At 51.8% G+C, this 15,712-nt stretch carries 12 protein-coding genes and 1 tRNA gene; 7 read left to right on the forward strand and 6 right to left on the reverse strand.

Annotated features, from left to right (window positions below; translation table 11 throughout):
- Positions 1-224 precede the first annotated feature (224 nt).
- From F4Y39_08010 to F4Y39_08020, 3 genes are all read left to right on the forward strand, one after another.
- Positions 225-1,109 (forward strand): DUF368 domain-containing protein, encoded by an 885-nt coding sequence (locus F4Y39_08010; GenBank protein ID MYC13658.1) that lies wholly within the window; start codon positions 225-227, stop codon positions 1,107-1,109.
- Positions 1,110-1,195: 86 nt separating this feature from the next.
- Positions 1,196-2,089 carry an NAD(P)-dependent oxidoreductase gene (locus F4Y39_08015; GenBank protein MYC13659.1) on the forward strand — a complete coding sequence of 298 codons (894 nt, stop codon included), beginning with the start codon at positions 1,196-1,198 and terminating at the stop codon, positions 2,087-2,089.
- Positions 2,090-3,277, forward strand: coding sequence for a M20 family metallopeptidase (locus F4Y39_08020; GenBank protein ID MYC13660.1), 1,188 nt, complete (start codon positions 2,090-2,092; stop codon positions 3,275-3,277).
- A gap of 75 nt (positions 3,278-3,352) precedes the next feature.
- On the opposite strand, the gene F4Y39_08025 is transcribed toward F4Y39_08020, so the two are convergent.
- Positions 3,353-4,204 carry a response regulator gene (locus tag F4Y39_08025; protein MYC13661.1) on the reverse strand — a complete coding sequence of 284 codons (852 nt, stop codon included), beginning with the start codon at positions 4,202-4,204 and terminating at the stop codon, positions 3,353-3,355.
- Between the two features lie 14 nt (positions 4,205-4,218).
- Positions 4,219-4,953, reverse strand: a complete 735-nt coding sequence (locus F4Y39_08030; GenBank protein ID MYC13662.1) for a response regulator — start codon at positions 4,951-4,953, stop codon at positions 4,219-4,221.
- A 171-nt stretch (positions 4,954-5,124) separates the two neighbouring features.
- Between F4Y39_08030 and F4Y39_08035 the strand changes: the two genes are divergently transcribed.
- From F4Y39_08035 to F4Y39_08050, 4 genes are all read left to right on the forward strand, one after another.
- Positions 5,125-5,364: a hypothetical protein gene (locus F4Y39_08035; GenBank protein ID MYC13663.1), complete on the forward strand. Its 240-nt coding sequence runs from the start codon at positions 5,125-5,127 to the stop codon at positions 5,362-5,364.
- Positions 5,365-5,374: 10 nt separating this feature from the next.
- Complete coding sequence (locus F4Y39_08040) at positions 5,375-8,275, forward strand: response regulator (protein ID MYC13664.1); 2,901 nt, start codon at positions 5,375-5,377, stop codon at positions 8,273-8,275.
- A complete protein-coding gene (locus tag F4Y39_08045; GenBank protein MYC13665.1) occupies positions 8,220-8,633 on the forward strand; it encodes an STAS domain-containing protein in 414 nt (137 codons plus the stop codon). The genes F4Y39_08040 and F4Y39_08045 overlap by 56 nt, the downstream gene beginning before the upstream one ends.
- A 54-nt stretch (positions 8,634-8,687) precedes the next feature.
- Positions 8,688-8,764, forward strand: a tRNA-Pro gene (locus F4Y39_08050).
- 40 nt (positions 8,765-8,804) lie between these two features.
- Here F4Y39_08050 and F4Y39_08055 read toward each other — a convergent pair.
- From F4Y39_08055 to F4Y39_08070, 4 genes are all read right to left on the reverse strand, one after another.
- The gene (locus F4Y39_08055) at positions 8,805-10,760 is read right to left on the reverse strand and encodes a PAS domain S-box protein (protein MYC13666.1); all 1,956 of its coding nucleotides are present in this window, start codon (positions 10,758-10,760) and stop codon (positions 8,805-8,807) included.
- Positions 10,630-11,322, reverse strand: a complete 693-nt coding sequence (locus F4Y39_08060; protein ID MYC13667.1) for a response regulator transcription factor — start codon at positions 11,320-11,322, stop codon at positions 10,630-10,632. The genes F4Y39_08055 and F4Y39_08060 overlap by 131 nt, the downstream gene beginning before the upstream one ends.
- A gap of 68 nt (positions 11,323-11,390) precedes the next feature.
- Positions 11,391-13,619: a hypothetical protein gene (locus tag F4Y39_08065; GenBank protein ID MYC13668.1), complete on the reverse strand. Its 2,229-nt coding sequence runs from the start codon at positions 13,617-13,619 to the stop codon at positions 11,391-11,393.
- Positions 13,620-13,634: 15 nt separating this feature from the next.
- Positions 13,635-15,590 carry an RNB domain-containing ribonuclease gene (locus tag F4Y39_08070; GenBank protein ID MYC13669.1) on the reverse strand — a complete coding sequence of 652 codons (1,956 nt, stop codon included), beginning with the start codon at positions 15,588-15,590 and terminating at the stop codon, positions 13,635-13,637.
- Between the last annotated feature and the right edge of the window lie 122 nt (positions 15,591-15,712).

Below are 15,712 nucleotides of genomic sequence, written 5' to 3' on the forward strand. Positions count from 1 at the left end.
GTCATTATCCCGCCGCGAACAATAAAAAGGGAATTAGTGCGTTGTCAAGGACAAACTGTTGTGTGTAATAGGTTCTCGTTCTATATTTTGAAGTGTGATCCGCAGATGGACGCAGATAGACGCAGATGAAAAAGAGAGGCTGTGAAGTGTAAAGCGTGAAGGGAGCGATGGAAATGGAAGAGATAGCGCACAGACCAAAGCGGTCTTTGAAAAGCTATTTCGGCATTGCGCTGAGGGGCGTGTGCATGGGGGCTGCCGATGTTGTGCCCGGTGTGTCGGGGGGCACGATGGCGCTGATTACGGGGATTTATGAAGAGCTGATTCTTTCGATCCGTTCTTTTGATGCGCGATCTGCGCGGCTTCTGATTGGGGTGAGAATAAGAGAATTGCTCGATTATGTGCGATGGCCTTTTTTGTGCGCTCTTGTCGCGGGGATTCTCGTTGCGATTTTTTCACTGTCGCGCGCGATTACTTATTTGCTGGAGAATGAGCCTGTTTTCCTGTGGTCCTTTTTCTTTGGGCTGGTGCTGGCATCTGTTTTTACGGTGGGGAGGCGCATCCCGCAGTGGAATTTGAGAATGTTTTTGGGTGCTTTTGGAGCAACACTATGTGCGTATTTTCTGGTCGGGCTGGTGCCGGTTGAAATGCCTCATAGCCCGCCGTATATTTTTGCTTCTGCTGTGGTTGCGATTTGCGCGATGATTTTGCCCGGTATTTCCGGGTCCTTTGTGCTGGTTTTGCTGGGGCAATATCCGTATCTTCTCAACGCGCTCAATACATGGGATCTGTTTACAATTGCTCTTTTTGGTGCAGGTGCTGTAGTCGGACTTATGGCGTTTTCGCGCGTTTTGAACTGGTTTTTTCGGCATTATCACGATTTGACGATTGCGCTGTTGACCGGGTTGATGCTGGGGTCGCTCAGGAAGATCTGGCCGTGGAAAGAGACGCTGGAGACGATGGTCAATGGGCACGGCGAGGTGGTGCCTCTCGTTCAGGTGAATGCGTTGCCCGAGGTGTGGTCGGGCGAGGTGATGGGGGTAATGGGTCTCGCGCTTTTGGGGCTGGTGCTGGTGCTCGTTCTCGAGCGTTTGGCCGGACGCAGGAGGTGAGATTCTGAATTTTTCTTGACAGGTCCGTGTTTTGGAAAATACATTGGCACGAAGATTTTTTTCATCCTTAAACTATCGAGGTAAATATGGCAAATTCAGATTACACAATTGGCGTGGTTGGCGTTGGGCGAATGGGCGCGAATATTGCGCGTCATCTCAACGATGAGGGGTTTTCGGTCAGGGCGGTGTACGATATTCGCGCAGAGGTCGCATCAGATCTTGCCAGCGAGTTGGGTTGTGAGGCGCATACGGAACTCGCGGGTGTGACGGCTGCAGCAGATTATATTATTACGGTTGTGACAGATGACGCTGCAATGGGAGCCATTTATGCCGAGTCTGGCGATAGTCTGCTGCAGGGTGCTCAGGGCAAGGTTTTTATCAATTGTGCGACGATTACGCCACAGATTCACGTGGATGTCGAGGGCCTTGCAGAGCAGGCGGGGGCCAATAGTCTGGAAGGGTGCATGGCCAGTAGTATTACACAGGCGCGTGAGGGTACGCTTTATTTGATGTGTGGCGGTAAGCGCGCTGTTTTTGACCAGGCGAGTCCGATTCTCGAGTCTATGAGTACAAATTTGATCTATATCGGCGAAGCGGGGCAGGCCGCGCAGGTCAAGGCGCTTGTCAATATGGTTATGAATATCAATACCGCTGGCCTGGCAGAGGGGCTGGGGTTGGGTGCCGCGCTCGGCCTGGATTTGAATATGCTCATGGAGGTGTTTTCACAAACGGGAGCAAATTCCCGCGTGCTGGAGACCGATGGGGAAGATATGGTCATCCGCGATCACGAATGTTATTTTTCTGCCGACCATGCGGCGAAAGATTCGGGGATTGCGCTTTCACTCGCTCAGGACGTGGGTCTCAATCTTCCATTGGCAGGGGCGACAAAAGCCCAATTTGAGCTTTTGAAAGAGAAGGGCAAGGGCGATCTGGACAAATCGGGTGTTGCCGAGTTGACTTTCCCGGGGCGGGATGATTAGGTGATACAGACACGAGATCTCATAGCGGCTATTGACCGGGAGTGGGTGGCTGATCGGACCCTGGAATTGGTCGATATATACAGTGTTACTATGGATGAAGCCGAAGTCTGCCGCGCATATTGCGATATGATGCGTGGGATTGGGTTGGAAGTCGATGTGCGGGAGGTCACGCCGGGGCGGAATAATCTCTACGCGCGTATAGCAGGGCAGGGGAATGGTCCCGCGCTGATGCTCAATGGGCATCTCGATACGATCCCCGTGGGGGACTGTCCGCCCGCTCGTCGCGAGGGCAATCGCGTGTACGGGCGGGGGTCAACCGATATGAAGGGGGGGATGGCTGCGGCTTTGGGCGCGGTTAAGGCGCTCATGGAAAGTGGTGTGGAATTGCGGGGTGATTTGTGGCTGACGGCGGTTGTGGGGCACGAGGAGGTCGAGGCGCAAAAGGACGGACCATGGGCGCTGATTGCCGATCGCAATAGCGGTCGGATTGGTGGCGACCGGATTTTGATTGTCGAGGGGCGCGACGCGCTGTGGGTGATGAGTATGGGGTCGATGGTTTTTACCATCACGCTCGAATCGGACGCTGGTGGTAAGCACACGCAGTACGTGCCTTTTTCGGAGAATCCGATCCGCTTTGTGGGCGCGCTTATCGAGCGGATCCATCAGTATCAGCTTGAACTCGACGCTGGGCCGGCACACGCGCTTGCTGGCGCAGAGCGGATTGATCTGGGTATTGTCAACGGGGGCGACTATTTTAATCGCACGCCTCTGTGTTGCACCTTGACCGGGACCCGGCGCTGGTCGCCGGGGCGCACTGCGCCACAGGTGTTGGCGGAGTTGGAAGATCTGGCGCGGCCATTTGCCGAAGCCGGGAAGTTGAGACTGCGGGTCGAGATGGAGCACGAGCGCGAGCCTTTTGATACCCGTGCCGACGATGCGGCAGTGCAAGCGGTTGCCCGGGCGCACACGCAGGTGACGGGCCGGGATGCAGAGTTGGTGGGGATGCGGATTGTGGGGGATGCCAATTTATACGTGCATGGGACAGGAATGCCGACTTTTTATTACGGTCCTTCGAATGAGACGGCACACGCAGATGTGGAGTGGGTGGAGGTAGATCGGCTGGAGCGGGCAGCGCAGGTGTACGCGTTGGCTGCGGTCGATTATTGTGGCATCGCAGGTGAGAGATGATTGTGTGACGGAGTCTTTCAGTACAAAAGACAAAAGGTCTGTGCAATGCGTGTGCAGCCCTTTTGCTTTTTGTGGTTACCTGTTGGTGTCTTTTGGGAGGTCGAGGTATTTGACAAAGGCCACTTCGTTGCGCGCTTCGTTGTAGATCAATTCGTCTGCGCTGGTTTTGACCATCAACAGGCCAAAGCCGCCCGGGCGCAACCCCTGGTTTTCTCTGACGCTCATGTGGGCGATGGGATCATCGGGGTTGTTGAGGGCCGCATGTTCGAGTTCATCCATGTCAAAGCCCGATCCGGGATCTGCTATGCGGAACATGAGCATGCGCTCAAAGCGGAGAAATGCGATTCGAACTTTTTTGCTCGGGTCGAGCTTTCCCCCCCATTCAATGGCATTGGCGAGGAGTTCGTAGAATGACATCGCGATGGTCTCGCGGAGGTCTTCGGGCAAGTCGGCTTCTAATTGCATTACAAAATTGCGCATTCGTCCCGCTGATTTTTGATCGCAGGGCACCAGAAGTTCAACCCAGTTTGGGGTTGCCGATGTCACTTCGATAATTGTCTCCTGGCGACTTGCGCCGAGGCCGTCCTGAACGAGGCGTGTCAATTCCTGTGGATCTATGGGTTTTGGGATATAGTGGTATGCCTGTTCGCGGATTGCTTTGAGGAGGGTATCTGAGGTGTCATCGGAGGTCATGACGATGACTGGCGGCGGTGAGGGCAGGGTTTTTACTTTTGACAACAATTCCAAACCGTTGAGTCCGGGCATCCATATATCTGTAAGGAGCAAGTCGAATGAGGTTTTGGCGATTCGGTCATAAGCTTTTGTTCCATCGGTAACCGTTTCTGTTGTGTACCCGGCGTCTTCGAGTATGGCTTCTACCAGCACTCTGGTTGGGCCGTCGTCTTCAGCGATTAATATTTTGGACATGTTCGGTGCTCGGTTCAAAAGGAATATGTGAGTTCTTTGAGTGCATTTTGGACGGCAGATAATTCGCGTTCGAGCGTTTGGAAGGTTGCGGGGGCCTGGTTCAAGTTGTTCGATTTGCCCATTTGCTCAAGTGCGAAGGCTGCCTCGTATGCTGCTTTGGCGTCAAAATTGGCCACGGAACCCTTCAGTGCGTGGGCTGCCTGACGCAGGTCTTCAGGCGATTGTTGGTCAATGGCACGATGCAATGCGGCAATCTGGTCGGGCAATTCTTCTGTGAAGATATCAACCATTTTTTTTAGAATTTGCCTTCTTCCGCCTACCCGTGTCATGATACCATCAATGTCAATAGGAGGTGTTTGGGAAGCGGCAGGCACATTCAGATTTTGCAGGACGGCAACGAGTTGGTCTGCGCGAACAGGGCGGATTAGCGTTGCTGTGGCACCTGCGTTGAGACAGGATTGATCGTATTTTTCGTGTGATACGAGACCAATAATGGGAATGTCCGATTGTGCCCGCGCAATTTGTTGTTCAATATTTTCACACTCATCTATGTCAATCATTGCGAAATGATAGGATATGGCTTGCTCGGGCAGTTCGGGAACTGCCACGACCTGATAGCCCTTTTGCTCGAGGAGCGCGTAGAGCAGGTGGCGGTGGATGGGGTTGCGGTCTATAATGAGCGCGTCACAAGAAGTTGGGAGATGGGCCATCGAATCCGACTCCGGGAATGTGAAAAAGGTCATTCGCATAATAGGTACAACGAATTGGCTGTTTGTGTCAACCACAATTGTTTGAGGTTGTGGGGGGGCTCGCACTAATAGGGAGAAGTAGATTTTTGATTGACTTCTGTTTTTGTGTTTGCAATCTTAATGGCAAATGGTTTCCTACAATCGCTATTCCGATAGTATCAGGAGGTGTTTATGGATCTTAAGGATTTGGACCGTATCCACAAGGAACAGGCTGAAAGACAAAAGTTCAAAAGCATTCTTCAACGTTTTGAAGAAGGGAGCAATGTTAGGAATGGGTTTATTGTCATTGCTATTGTGATTGTCCTGGTCATTGTGATTTACGGTTTGAAAGAAATGAATTTTCTCTTTGAATCTATTCCGGGCGGTGACCCGGTAGAACAAGTAACACCACGGGGAACAGAGGGTGAATAGGGCTGATTGAATGGGTAAACGCAATACACATACACATACGATTGATTCTACTGGTGGCTTTCAACAGATTCGAGATGCGTTAGACGCATTGCAGCGGAGTGAAGAGCGTCTTACACACGCGCTCGAAGCCGGTGGGATTGGTCTGTTTGATTGGAATATACAGAACGATAGCGCCGTGTGTACAGACCGGTATTTCGAACTTTTTGGTTTTCCTCCACGAGATACGATGGTCTCTGAGGCCGAGTGGTTGGCGTGCGTTTATCCGGATGATCAAGATCGCGCACAGAAGGAGGTCAGACAAGCCCTTGAAGGACGCGCGCCTTATGATACTGAATATAGAATTGTGCATGCCAATGGCGAGGTGAGATGGGTCAGCAGCAAAGCCAAAGTATTTTTTGATGCGGGTGAAGAAGTGCCGATTCGCATGATTGGTGCAGTGGCCGATATTACCGGACAAAAGCGGGCAGAAGGTGCGCTTGGCGACCAGGTGGCTTTTCAGAATGCGCTCATACAGGTCAGTCACGCCGTGCAGCAGATGACGCGGCCAGAGCATCTCGAGGTGGTTATTCGCGTGTGTAGAGAACAGTTGCTGGCTCTCGATGTATCCGTTGTCGCGATTGCCGTGCATCGTTTGCTCGATCCCAAAACGCGTACTTTTGAAACGCACGAGGTGATGCCTTCGGGGGAGATCAATCGCATGGTGCGCGAGGTGCCGAATGTTTATCGGATGTGGCAACAACAGAGGACAATTTACCGCGAGAATCTCGTAGAAAATATGGGGGGGTTGTCACAGGTGGGTTTCAAGGCCATAGCTGCGCGATACGGGGTTGAGGTGCGGTGTATTCTCGATATCCCCCATGTGCGGGGCACAATGGCTTTGATGAGTGATGAGGTTTCTGCTTTTTCAGAGGCCGAGGTTTTGTTTTTGGAAAGTATTGCAGAACAGGTCTCGATGGGTATTACCCGTTTAGACGACCTCGAGCGCCTCGAGGCGCAGAACAAAGAACTGGAAAATGCCCGTATAGCAGCCGAAGCAGCCAATCAGGCCAAGAGCCAATTTTTGGCCAATATGAGCCATGAGATTCGCACGCCGATGAACGGCATTATGGGGATGATTGAGTTGTTGGGCAATACCGAGTTGACTGAGCGACAAAAGGAATACGCCGATCTCGCTTATAATTCGGCAGATACGTTGCTCGTATTGCTCAACGATATTCTCGACCTGTCCAAGGTGGAGGCAGGCAAGCTCGAGTTGGAAAGCATTCCGTTCGCGCTGAGAGATACGCTTGGCGATACGTTGCAAACGCTGGCTGTTCGGGCGAGTGAGAAGGGGCTTGAGTTGACCTATCGGATTGCGCCAGAGGTTCCCGATGATCTGATAGGGGATCCCATTCGCCTGAGACAAGTCGTCGTCAATCTGGCGGGCAATGCCATCAAGTTTACAGATCATGGGGGTGTGGATATCGATGTTGACCTGATAGAAATGCGCGAGGAGGACGCAAAACTGCGATTTGAGGTGCGCGATACAGGTATCGGTATTCCATTGCAGGTACAACAACAGATATTCAGTGCGTTTGATCAGGCCGATAGTTCAACGACGCGGCAATATGGCGGCACGGGGCTTGGTTTGACTATTTCGGCTCAATTGGTCGAGCTGATGGGTGGAAAACTCGATGTGAAAAGCGAGCCGAACAAGGGCAGTGTTTTCTTTTTTGAAGCCAGTTTTTCGCGTCGGACCAGCGGTGTGTTGTACCGGGATATTTTGCCCGATACATTGCACGGCATGCCCGTATTGGTCGTTGACGATAACAATACCAATCGGGTGATTTTTGAAGAGATGTTGTCCTGCCATGGCTTGAAACCCGCTCTGGCCGAGAATGGTCAGATAGCATTGGAAGAGTTGTTGCGCGCACAACAGGCGGGTAGCCCATATCCACTGGTTCTGCTCGACGCGGAAATGCCCGTTATGAACGGTTACGCGCTTGCCAGGCAGATTGCCGCTGACGCAACGTTGAAATACACGCGCGTGGTGGTGTTGACTTCTGCTGGTCGTCCGGATATGGCTTCTACCAGCGAAATGCTGGCCGGGCACCTGTCCAAACCCATCAAGCAATCCGATCTTTTTAATTTGATCGCTGGTATATTTGAGGAATCTGCGCCAGATGCTCTGGGGACGGGCGATATTGTAACCGATAAGGCGCAGAGATCTCTGCGCATTTTATTGGCCGAAGACGGTTTGGTCAACCAGCGCGTCGCCATTGATATGTTGCACCAGCGCGGTCACACAGTCGTTGTGGCAAATAATGGTGTGGAGACTCTGGAAGCACTTGACAAAGACGATACCTTTGATCTGGTGTTGATGGATGTACAAATGCCCGAAATGGATGGGCTTGAAGCTACCAAAGAAATTCGCGAGCGGGAAAATGAATCGGGAGGGCATATTCGAATTGTTGCGATGACGGCCGATGTGATGAAGGGCGACCGCGAGCTTTGCATAGCGGCTGGTATGGATGGGTTTGTCGCCAAGCCGCTCAGGTCTCGCCTTCTTTACGATGCGGTGGAATCGACCGGTCCCACCGTGCAACAGACGCTCGATTGGGAGGTATCATTGCAACATGTTGGCGGGGATGAGGCGCTTCTCGTGCGGCTATCCGAGATGTTTCTACAAACGAGGGGCGATTTGTTAAGCCTTCTTGACGACACAGAAACGCTTCGCCAGGGCGCGCGTGAATTGAGAGAAAATGCCGAATTGTTTTACGCGGATAATGTGAGGGAGGTTGCCGCGACAATTGAAGAGTTGGCAAAGGATGAAAATTGGTCAGGTGCTGAGCGCTTTGTGGCAGATTTGAGAGCGCATGTGGAATCTCTTGCAGCCGCGCTTGAGATGCAAGGAGATTTGGTTCACAAATAGGAAGGAAAACGAGATGGCTTTTGAAGAAACAATGCAGGGTAATATTCGCATTATAAAGCTCGACGGTCAGGTGACAGACCGCGAGATGTCGGAGTTGGCCGATTATGTAACTGAATTTCTCGAAAAGAATAATGGGATGAAAGTGGTTTTGGATTTGGGACAGGTGCGGTGGTTAAACAGCATGGCATTTGGGGTTTTGACCGCGCTTTTGCAGCGTTTGCGCAAGGCCAACGGCGATTTGAAACTCGCCAATGCCCACGATCATGTGATCAGCGTTTTTGTGCAGACGCAGTTGATTAAAATTTTCGATCTGCACAATTCCGTAGATGAGGCTGTTGCAGCATTTCAGACGGCGTGAATCTTTTTCTTGCCTGAGAATGAAATTGTGGTATTTTTTTAGACAAATAGCAAACGGGGCGTGGCTCAGCCCGGTAGAGCGCCTGCTTCGGGAGCAGGAGGCCGGAGGTTCAAATCCTCTCGCCCCGACCAATAGATTTAAGGGGTCGTGTTATTTAACGCGATCCCTTTTTTATTTCCGTGGTAATGTCAATCCAAATGTCGATCCCTTGCCCTGTTCACTCTCGACATAGACCCGCTCGCCGTGTGCATCCATGATGTGCCGAACAATTGACAAGCCCAGGCCCGTCCCGCCCATTGCCCGCGACCGCCCTTTATCGACCCGATAAAATCGCTCAAAAATGCGATCCATATCTGAAAGCGGTACCCCAATACCCGTGTCCTTTACTTCAAGTGCAATGCGACGCTTGCGGGTCTGCGTCGCATTTTCACCATGTCTATTGCGACGGTCTTCATCTACATTTTTCACACGCTTGAAATCCCGCGTCTGAATCCAGATTTTACCCCCTTCGGGTGTGTATTTTACGGCGTTGTCGAGCAGATTGAGCAATGCCTGTTCGATGAGCTTGCGGTCGCATTGCACCTGCACGTTTTCTTTTGTGTTTATCTCGATGGCAAGGTTTTTTTCTTTTGCCAGTGGGCGTATCTGTCCAACGACGGAATTGACTATCTCCTGCACGGGATATACGTCGATCTCAAGAGGCAGAGCGCCCGATTCTATACGCGACAGATCCAGAATATCTTCTACCAGATTGTGCAGGCGATCCGCATGGGTGTTAATCATTTGCACGAATCGCTGTGAGGCTTCTCTGTTGTCTAAGGCGCCGTCTGCCAGCGTGGCTGCACATCCCTTAATGGTTGTGAGCGGGGTGCGCAATTCATGTGAAACATTGGCGACAAAATCTTTGCGAATGCGCTCCAGGCGGCGCAGTTCAGTGATGTCGTAAAAAATAGTTACAGAACCCGCGATGTGATCGTCTTGCAAAATAGGTGCAATCTGCACATCGAAATGGCGTTCTCGGCCATCTGAGCGGGTGAGATCCAAAAACGCCACTTGTCCGGTTGATAGGGTTTGCTCAATCGCATCTTGCACATCCCGATGGCGCACAAGCTCAATGGGCATGCGCCCTTCAATGGCGTCGGATACACCAAATAGCTTCTCAAATGTCTGATTGCCCATCAGAATGCGACCCCTCTGGTCCGTGACCAGAATTGCTTCTGTAATGCTCGGCAAGACGGCTTCTAAACGCGATTTTTCAAGTGTGATTTGCCCAATTTTCGCCTGGACCTGCCGGCGCATGTCGTCTAATGCTGTGCCCAAATCGCGCAATTCTCGCGTGGATCCAATGCGGAGTGTGGGGTGTTTTAATCTCCCCGAAGCAATGTTTTTGACGAACCAGATGGCATCTAAAATCGGGCGGGAGATATATCGCGAGGTGGCATAAGCCAATAACAGGGCGAGGCATAATCCCAGTATCGATGTCATCCATATCGCCCGTGCAATCAGTTGTTCTATATGCCCCATATCGCGCAGGGGCAGGGCCAATCTCAGGACAAAATCTCCATCTCCAATTTCCGGTACTGTAGTTGCGACATATAATATTTCGATATCCTGTGCCTTGCTATAACGCAAGCTACTTCCCCGCCCCTGTTGAAGTGCCGCGCTGATTTCTGGATGATCGGCGTGATTTTCCAGCGCACTCAGATCAGATGGGTCGGTTTCCGAATCGGCTAATACGCGCCCTTGACCGTTGAGCAACGTTGCACGCACGCCCAAACGCACGCCCACTTCATCGACAAGCGGGACGAGTCCCTCATCGGTATTTGCCACCTCGCTGATATGCACGCGGGCAAAACGCACCTCGCGCAAAAGTCTCTGTTCGAGATGATGAACCCAAAAGTCGCGTATGACGTGATCCAGGTACAGATGTGCAGATGCCAGTACCAGTACCAGTACAGAAAGGCAGGCGAGCATCCATTTCCAGTGCAAACGCATTCTATACTCTCTCTCGGCGGAATCGATAACCCACGCCTCGCACGGTTTCGATCCATTCGCTCGCTTCGCCGAGTTTCTCGCGCAACCGCCTGATGTGCGTATCAACCGTGCGCCCATAACCACTGTATTCATAACCCCATACTGTATCGAGTAAGTCATCGCGTGTTTGCACGCGTCCGCGGCGTTCGATCAGGGTTATGAGCAGTTTAAATTCTGTGCCCGTCAATTCTAATGGGTCACCGTTTAACAGGGCCTGGTGTGCGGCTTTATCGATAGATATCGGTCCCGTATGTAACCAGGCATCAGTGGTCGATTGCAAACTGTCCTGACTGCGCCGCAGAATCGCCTGTGCCCTCAAGACGAGTTCGCGCGGGGAAAAGGGTTTGACAACGTAGTCATCGGCTCCCAACTCCAATCCCACAATGCGATCTACTTCCTCTTTGCGTGCGGTCAACATTAAGATGGGTATGTGACGGGTTCGAGCATCTTGTTTTAATTGCCTGCACATATCCAGTCCGTCTATGCCCGGCAGCATCAGGTCCAGTATGATCAAATCTGGCAGAACCTCATGAACGCTCTGGAGGGCACGCTCGGCATCTTCTGCTGTTTCAACATCTAACCCAGCTTGATCGAGGTTGTAGCGCACCATTTCCAATATATCAGGTTCGTCTTCAACCACCAGAATTTTATTCATTTTATTCTCCTGGTATGAAAATGAAAATGTACATATTTCTACAGGATAAATATAATACGGTGGCCAAATTATTGTGATCGTTTGAGAACAAACACCATGTCAATGGCTTGTAATTGTTCGGTCAGCGTATCCAGGGCGTTCAGTTCAGACAGGTTGACAGGCGTTTGCAATAGGCGCTGAATATTTCGATGGTCAAAGATGCGTTGCGGTGGTGCTTCACAGCCTTTTGCTTCTACGCGAATCTGGCTGGTCGCAGGTACCCAAATTTGAAATGCTCCGTGTCGGGCTACTGTCTGCAGGACTGTTCTGCCAATGGGATCAACCGCTCGAACAACGGCCTGGGGTACGGGAGAATTGTCGCTCATTTCTATTTTGCCCTGTACTATAGCCTGAACAGGTTGGGGAGGCGCGAAATTTTTTGTTTCGAAGTAGATCGGATTCGTCAATGCCACGCGCGATGTGTCTGCACCATAGCACCGGGCGAGGTACCAGCAGTTGACAGTATCTTCGAGTGTTGTCGATATCCGATATTTCCGGGGTTGTTCTTCCAAATCCCAACTCTGAATTACCCGTGCATTGCGGATTAGTTCAATGCGCGTCAAATACGCATCGGATTTTGCGGCTGCCCAGGCGTGAATTGTTGCCCGTCTTTTGTGGCCTGCTGGCAATTGGTTGCCGGGTCCGGCTGCAAAGATGGATAATGAGATCAGAGGCCCGTTGGTTATCATATTTTGTCCGTTGGCTATTGCGCGCATTAGTCTATCGGCGGTCAGATCGCCGGGTACCTGTGTGTATGTGCGAAAATGTTCGTCGGAAAAAGCTGTACCTGCAATGCGATACCCCCGATTGAGCAGTGCAAACCAGATTGCTCGTGCATCGGGATGTGCGACATCAAGTGCGTCAAAAGCAGGGCCAGCGAGAATATCGAATAACGATGTGTCCAGAATATCTGTATAGCCAGTAATACCTCGGTCTAAATGCGCCTGGGCATGTACTTCAAATCCGGTTTGCTCGGGAGTAAATAGCCCCGTGGTGCCCAATACCCATTGTTTTCCCCCGCGGGTTTCAACATATTTGCCGGGTAGTGTCAGTATCGAATCTCCATTCGCATTCACTGGCAAAGCTGCCCAGTCCAGTCCGCGCGCCCGCGCGTCATTGGCAGTGCTGTTGAGAAGACCGCCAGCCACCCATCCTCTCGCATGGAGGTCTCCCCAGGGTTTGAAGGGTAATTCTATCATGTGTTCACGACCGGGCACGAGGTGCAAGACCTGTGGTTCTGGCGGCAGGTGCGCAAAACCGCGTATTGCGGATACGGTGATTATTTGGGGTGGTAGATCAATTGCAAATTCACTGTTGGCAACAAAGCCGCGTTCTGCAAATCCCGTCTGTAAAATAGTACCCAGAGAATCGGCGACGATTATCCGGCCCAATAGGGGTTGCCCGGTTTCGGCGTTGAAAAGACGACCGCGCAATCGGGTCGCTTTTTTGTCGCCAATGTATGTGCGGGCGCTGAGGTGGGCCAACCTCGCCCGCACATAGATGCCGCCCATATTTTCATCGGCGTCGCGCAATGTGGCTGTCGCTGTGCCATTTCTCATTTGTGCCCAGGGGGTTATTTGCCCGCGACTCGCTTCGAAGATAACCACGGCTCCATTATGAGAAATCACACTGTCTTGTTGAGTTACCTGGTGGGGTAGCGCGACAACGCTGTCGTGTATTGTTACGCGTACTCTTGAGACGCGCGTGCCCTGTGTGGGAAAATCCGTTGCTTTTAATTGAAGACCTGGGGGCATTCGCGGTGCGATTTTGTGTAGTCGTACGTCGTCAAAAGCCGCTTCTTTTCCGTCTATAAGACATATCACATGTGCAAACACGGCTTTTGTTGGCACCACAAAAGTCCCGGCCCATTCCGTCCACGACGCGCTTGTTACTTCTGTTGTTGTCCCGCTTTCGCCCACCGGAGTCTGATCTTCTGCCAACCATTGGATGCGTGCAAAAGCCCTTGCGCTGTCGGCACGCGCCCATCCGGTTAAGACATAAACGGCTCCCGGCTGAATATCGATGGGATCGCTGATCAGTGCGGTGGGTTCTCCCCGCGGTCCTCCCAGCATAAGGACTGAGGTTTTGCCGCTGTGAGCGCGTTCGTGTTCGACCATGATCCGCGTAGAATCGGGTACGGGAGACCAATTTACAGGTATCTGCGATGCTGTGATTTGTTCAAACCCCCCGTTGGGCACATCTGCCCAAAGGTGTGGGGCGAGCGATAAAAAGAAAAACAGACACCATATACGGATCATGCTCTTGTACCCTTTTTATTCCATGACAAATTGAATATCATCTGCCCAGGGATCTACCCGCGTCAGGCGCACGCTTATGCGTTCACCCACGCGGATTTGTCCCGACAAGCGCATGTCAACTTGCAGGGCATAGTCCGGGATTTCGATCCGGGCGCGGTGGTCCCAGGTATTTAACACGAGTGCGTCAAATACCTGCCCTCTGTATTGCACGAGATGGTGGAATATCCAGTATCGCTCTCTGCGCTGTTCCAGGCGGTTGATCAGGCGGAGGCGTTCTTCGAGGTAGGGACAAAGTGTCGTCAGGTCATCTATGGAATAGGGCAAGGCCCTGTTGTCGATGATGGCGACGAGTTGTCGCTGTGATACCAGGTCTATGAATCGCCTCAAGGGAGATGTGGTCTGGCAATAGGGTTCTACCCCCAGGCCACCGTGCAGACCGGGTTGTAGTGAGATTGCAGCTGCACGCATGCGCGTCAGTGTCTGATAGCGGTGTACTTGCTCGCTATCCGTGGGTTCTAAATCGGAGAGGTCGGGCGCGTCTTGTACGCGAAAGATCGCGGGTGCGTTTTGTTCAACACACAATTTTGCAGCTTCGACATTGGCTTTGACCATCAGTTCGCTGACCAGCAAATCAGCCCTGGAGTCGCGTTTTTTTATTTCGATATTCACGGTTCCTTCAGCCGAGATATTCACGCGGCGATCAACTTGATCAACCGCTACAGCACCGGCTTCGACGCGCTGTATTAAAAGCGATTCTGCCGTGTCAAATAGGGCTGATAATATCGCGTGCCTGGGATGCGTCGCATCGTCGAGTATTGCGTCTGCTTCGTCATAACTCAGTTTTTCGCAACACCGGATGACGGAAAGCGTCCAGGCCGGGGTTTCCATTGCGCCATCTGATCCCACATCCCACAAGAGGCTTACGGCCAACCGATTCTCATTCGGGATGAGACTGCCCAGATTTTCCGATAGAACGGGCGGCAACATGGGGTATTTGGTCTCTGGAAAGTAGAGGCTTGCGCCGCGGTTTCTGGCTTCTTCATCGAGAGCTGAATGCGCGGGGATCAACGAGGAGACGTCGGTAATATGCACGCCGATTTGATGGCTGCCGTCTTCTCGAAATTGAACTGATATCGCGTCGTCCATATCTGTTGTCGATGCGTCGTCAATGGTCACGGCATCTATATGCGTCAGGTCCTGGCGATTTGCGAATAGCGCTCTGTTATACATGGCTTGAATCGCGTCCGCTTCTTTGATCAATGGGTCGGGAAAATTCAGAGGTACATCTTCGCGCATCAATTCGACAAAGGCATGCCGATCCCATATGCCTTCGGCGACTAAGCGATCAAAAGCTTTCCGCGCAGAGATGGTCTCGCCGGCCATGCGTTCCAGCCAGTGTGCATGTTTGCTTTGTTCGCCGTGTAGTGCGACGTCTTTTATCCGTTCGATCCATTCGTCTTTGCCGGTGCCCTGAAACTGAAGCCATTTCAAAAATGCCTCTCGTTCCGCTTCTCGTTCTTTGTCGCGAGCGACTATTTCCAATCTGTGGCTGACTTCTGTCCGATCAAGTGCGCGAAATCTCCGTCCTTCGGCATCGAAGTAGGCACTCGTTTCCAATGCGACTAAAAATGCCGACATTTGTTCCGATGTCGGCGTGTGATTGTAATGCAATTCGGTCAGTTCGTTCAGATCCCAGATTTCATCTTCTTCTACGACGAGTTCCCACAGGTCGCAAAGGTCAATGTCGGCGCTTGTGGTTTCTGCCCGGTTGAGCCACGCTGTGCCGGCGGTTTTGTTATTTCCGATATGTCCGGTTGTCTGAAGTATATTTTCTATGGGTACATTGTGCGATGTACGCGCCGATACCGCAAATCTGGCTCTGGTATGCGAGATGTTGACACACACGCCCGCCATTAACCGATTTCTGTAGCGGAACAAAGCTATTTCGTTTTCTTTGGGTAAGGTATTCATAGACGAATCAGCGAATCAACGAATCAGCGAATCAACGAATCAACGAATCAGCGAATCAACGAATCAGCGAATCAACGGAACGGGGTACAACTGGTTCAGGCCAGTTCATAGACAAATAGGCC

It is taken from the genome of Gemmatimonadota bacterium, from assembly GCA_009838845.1.
Classification (GTDB): domain Bacteria; phylum Latescibacterota; class UBA2968; order UBA2968; family UBA2968; genus VXRD01.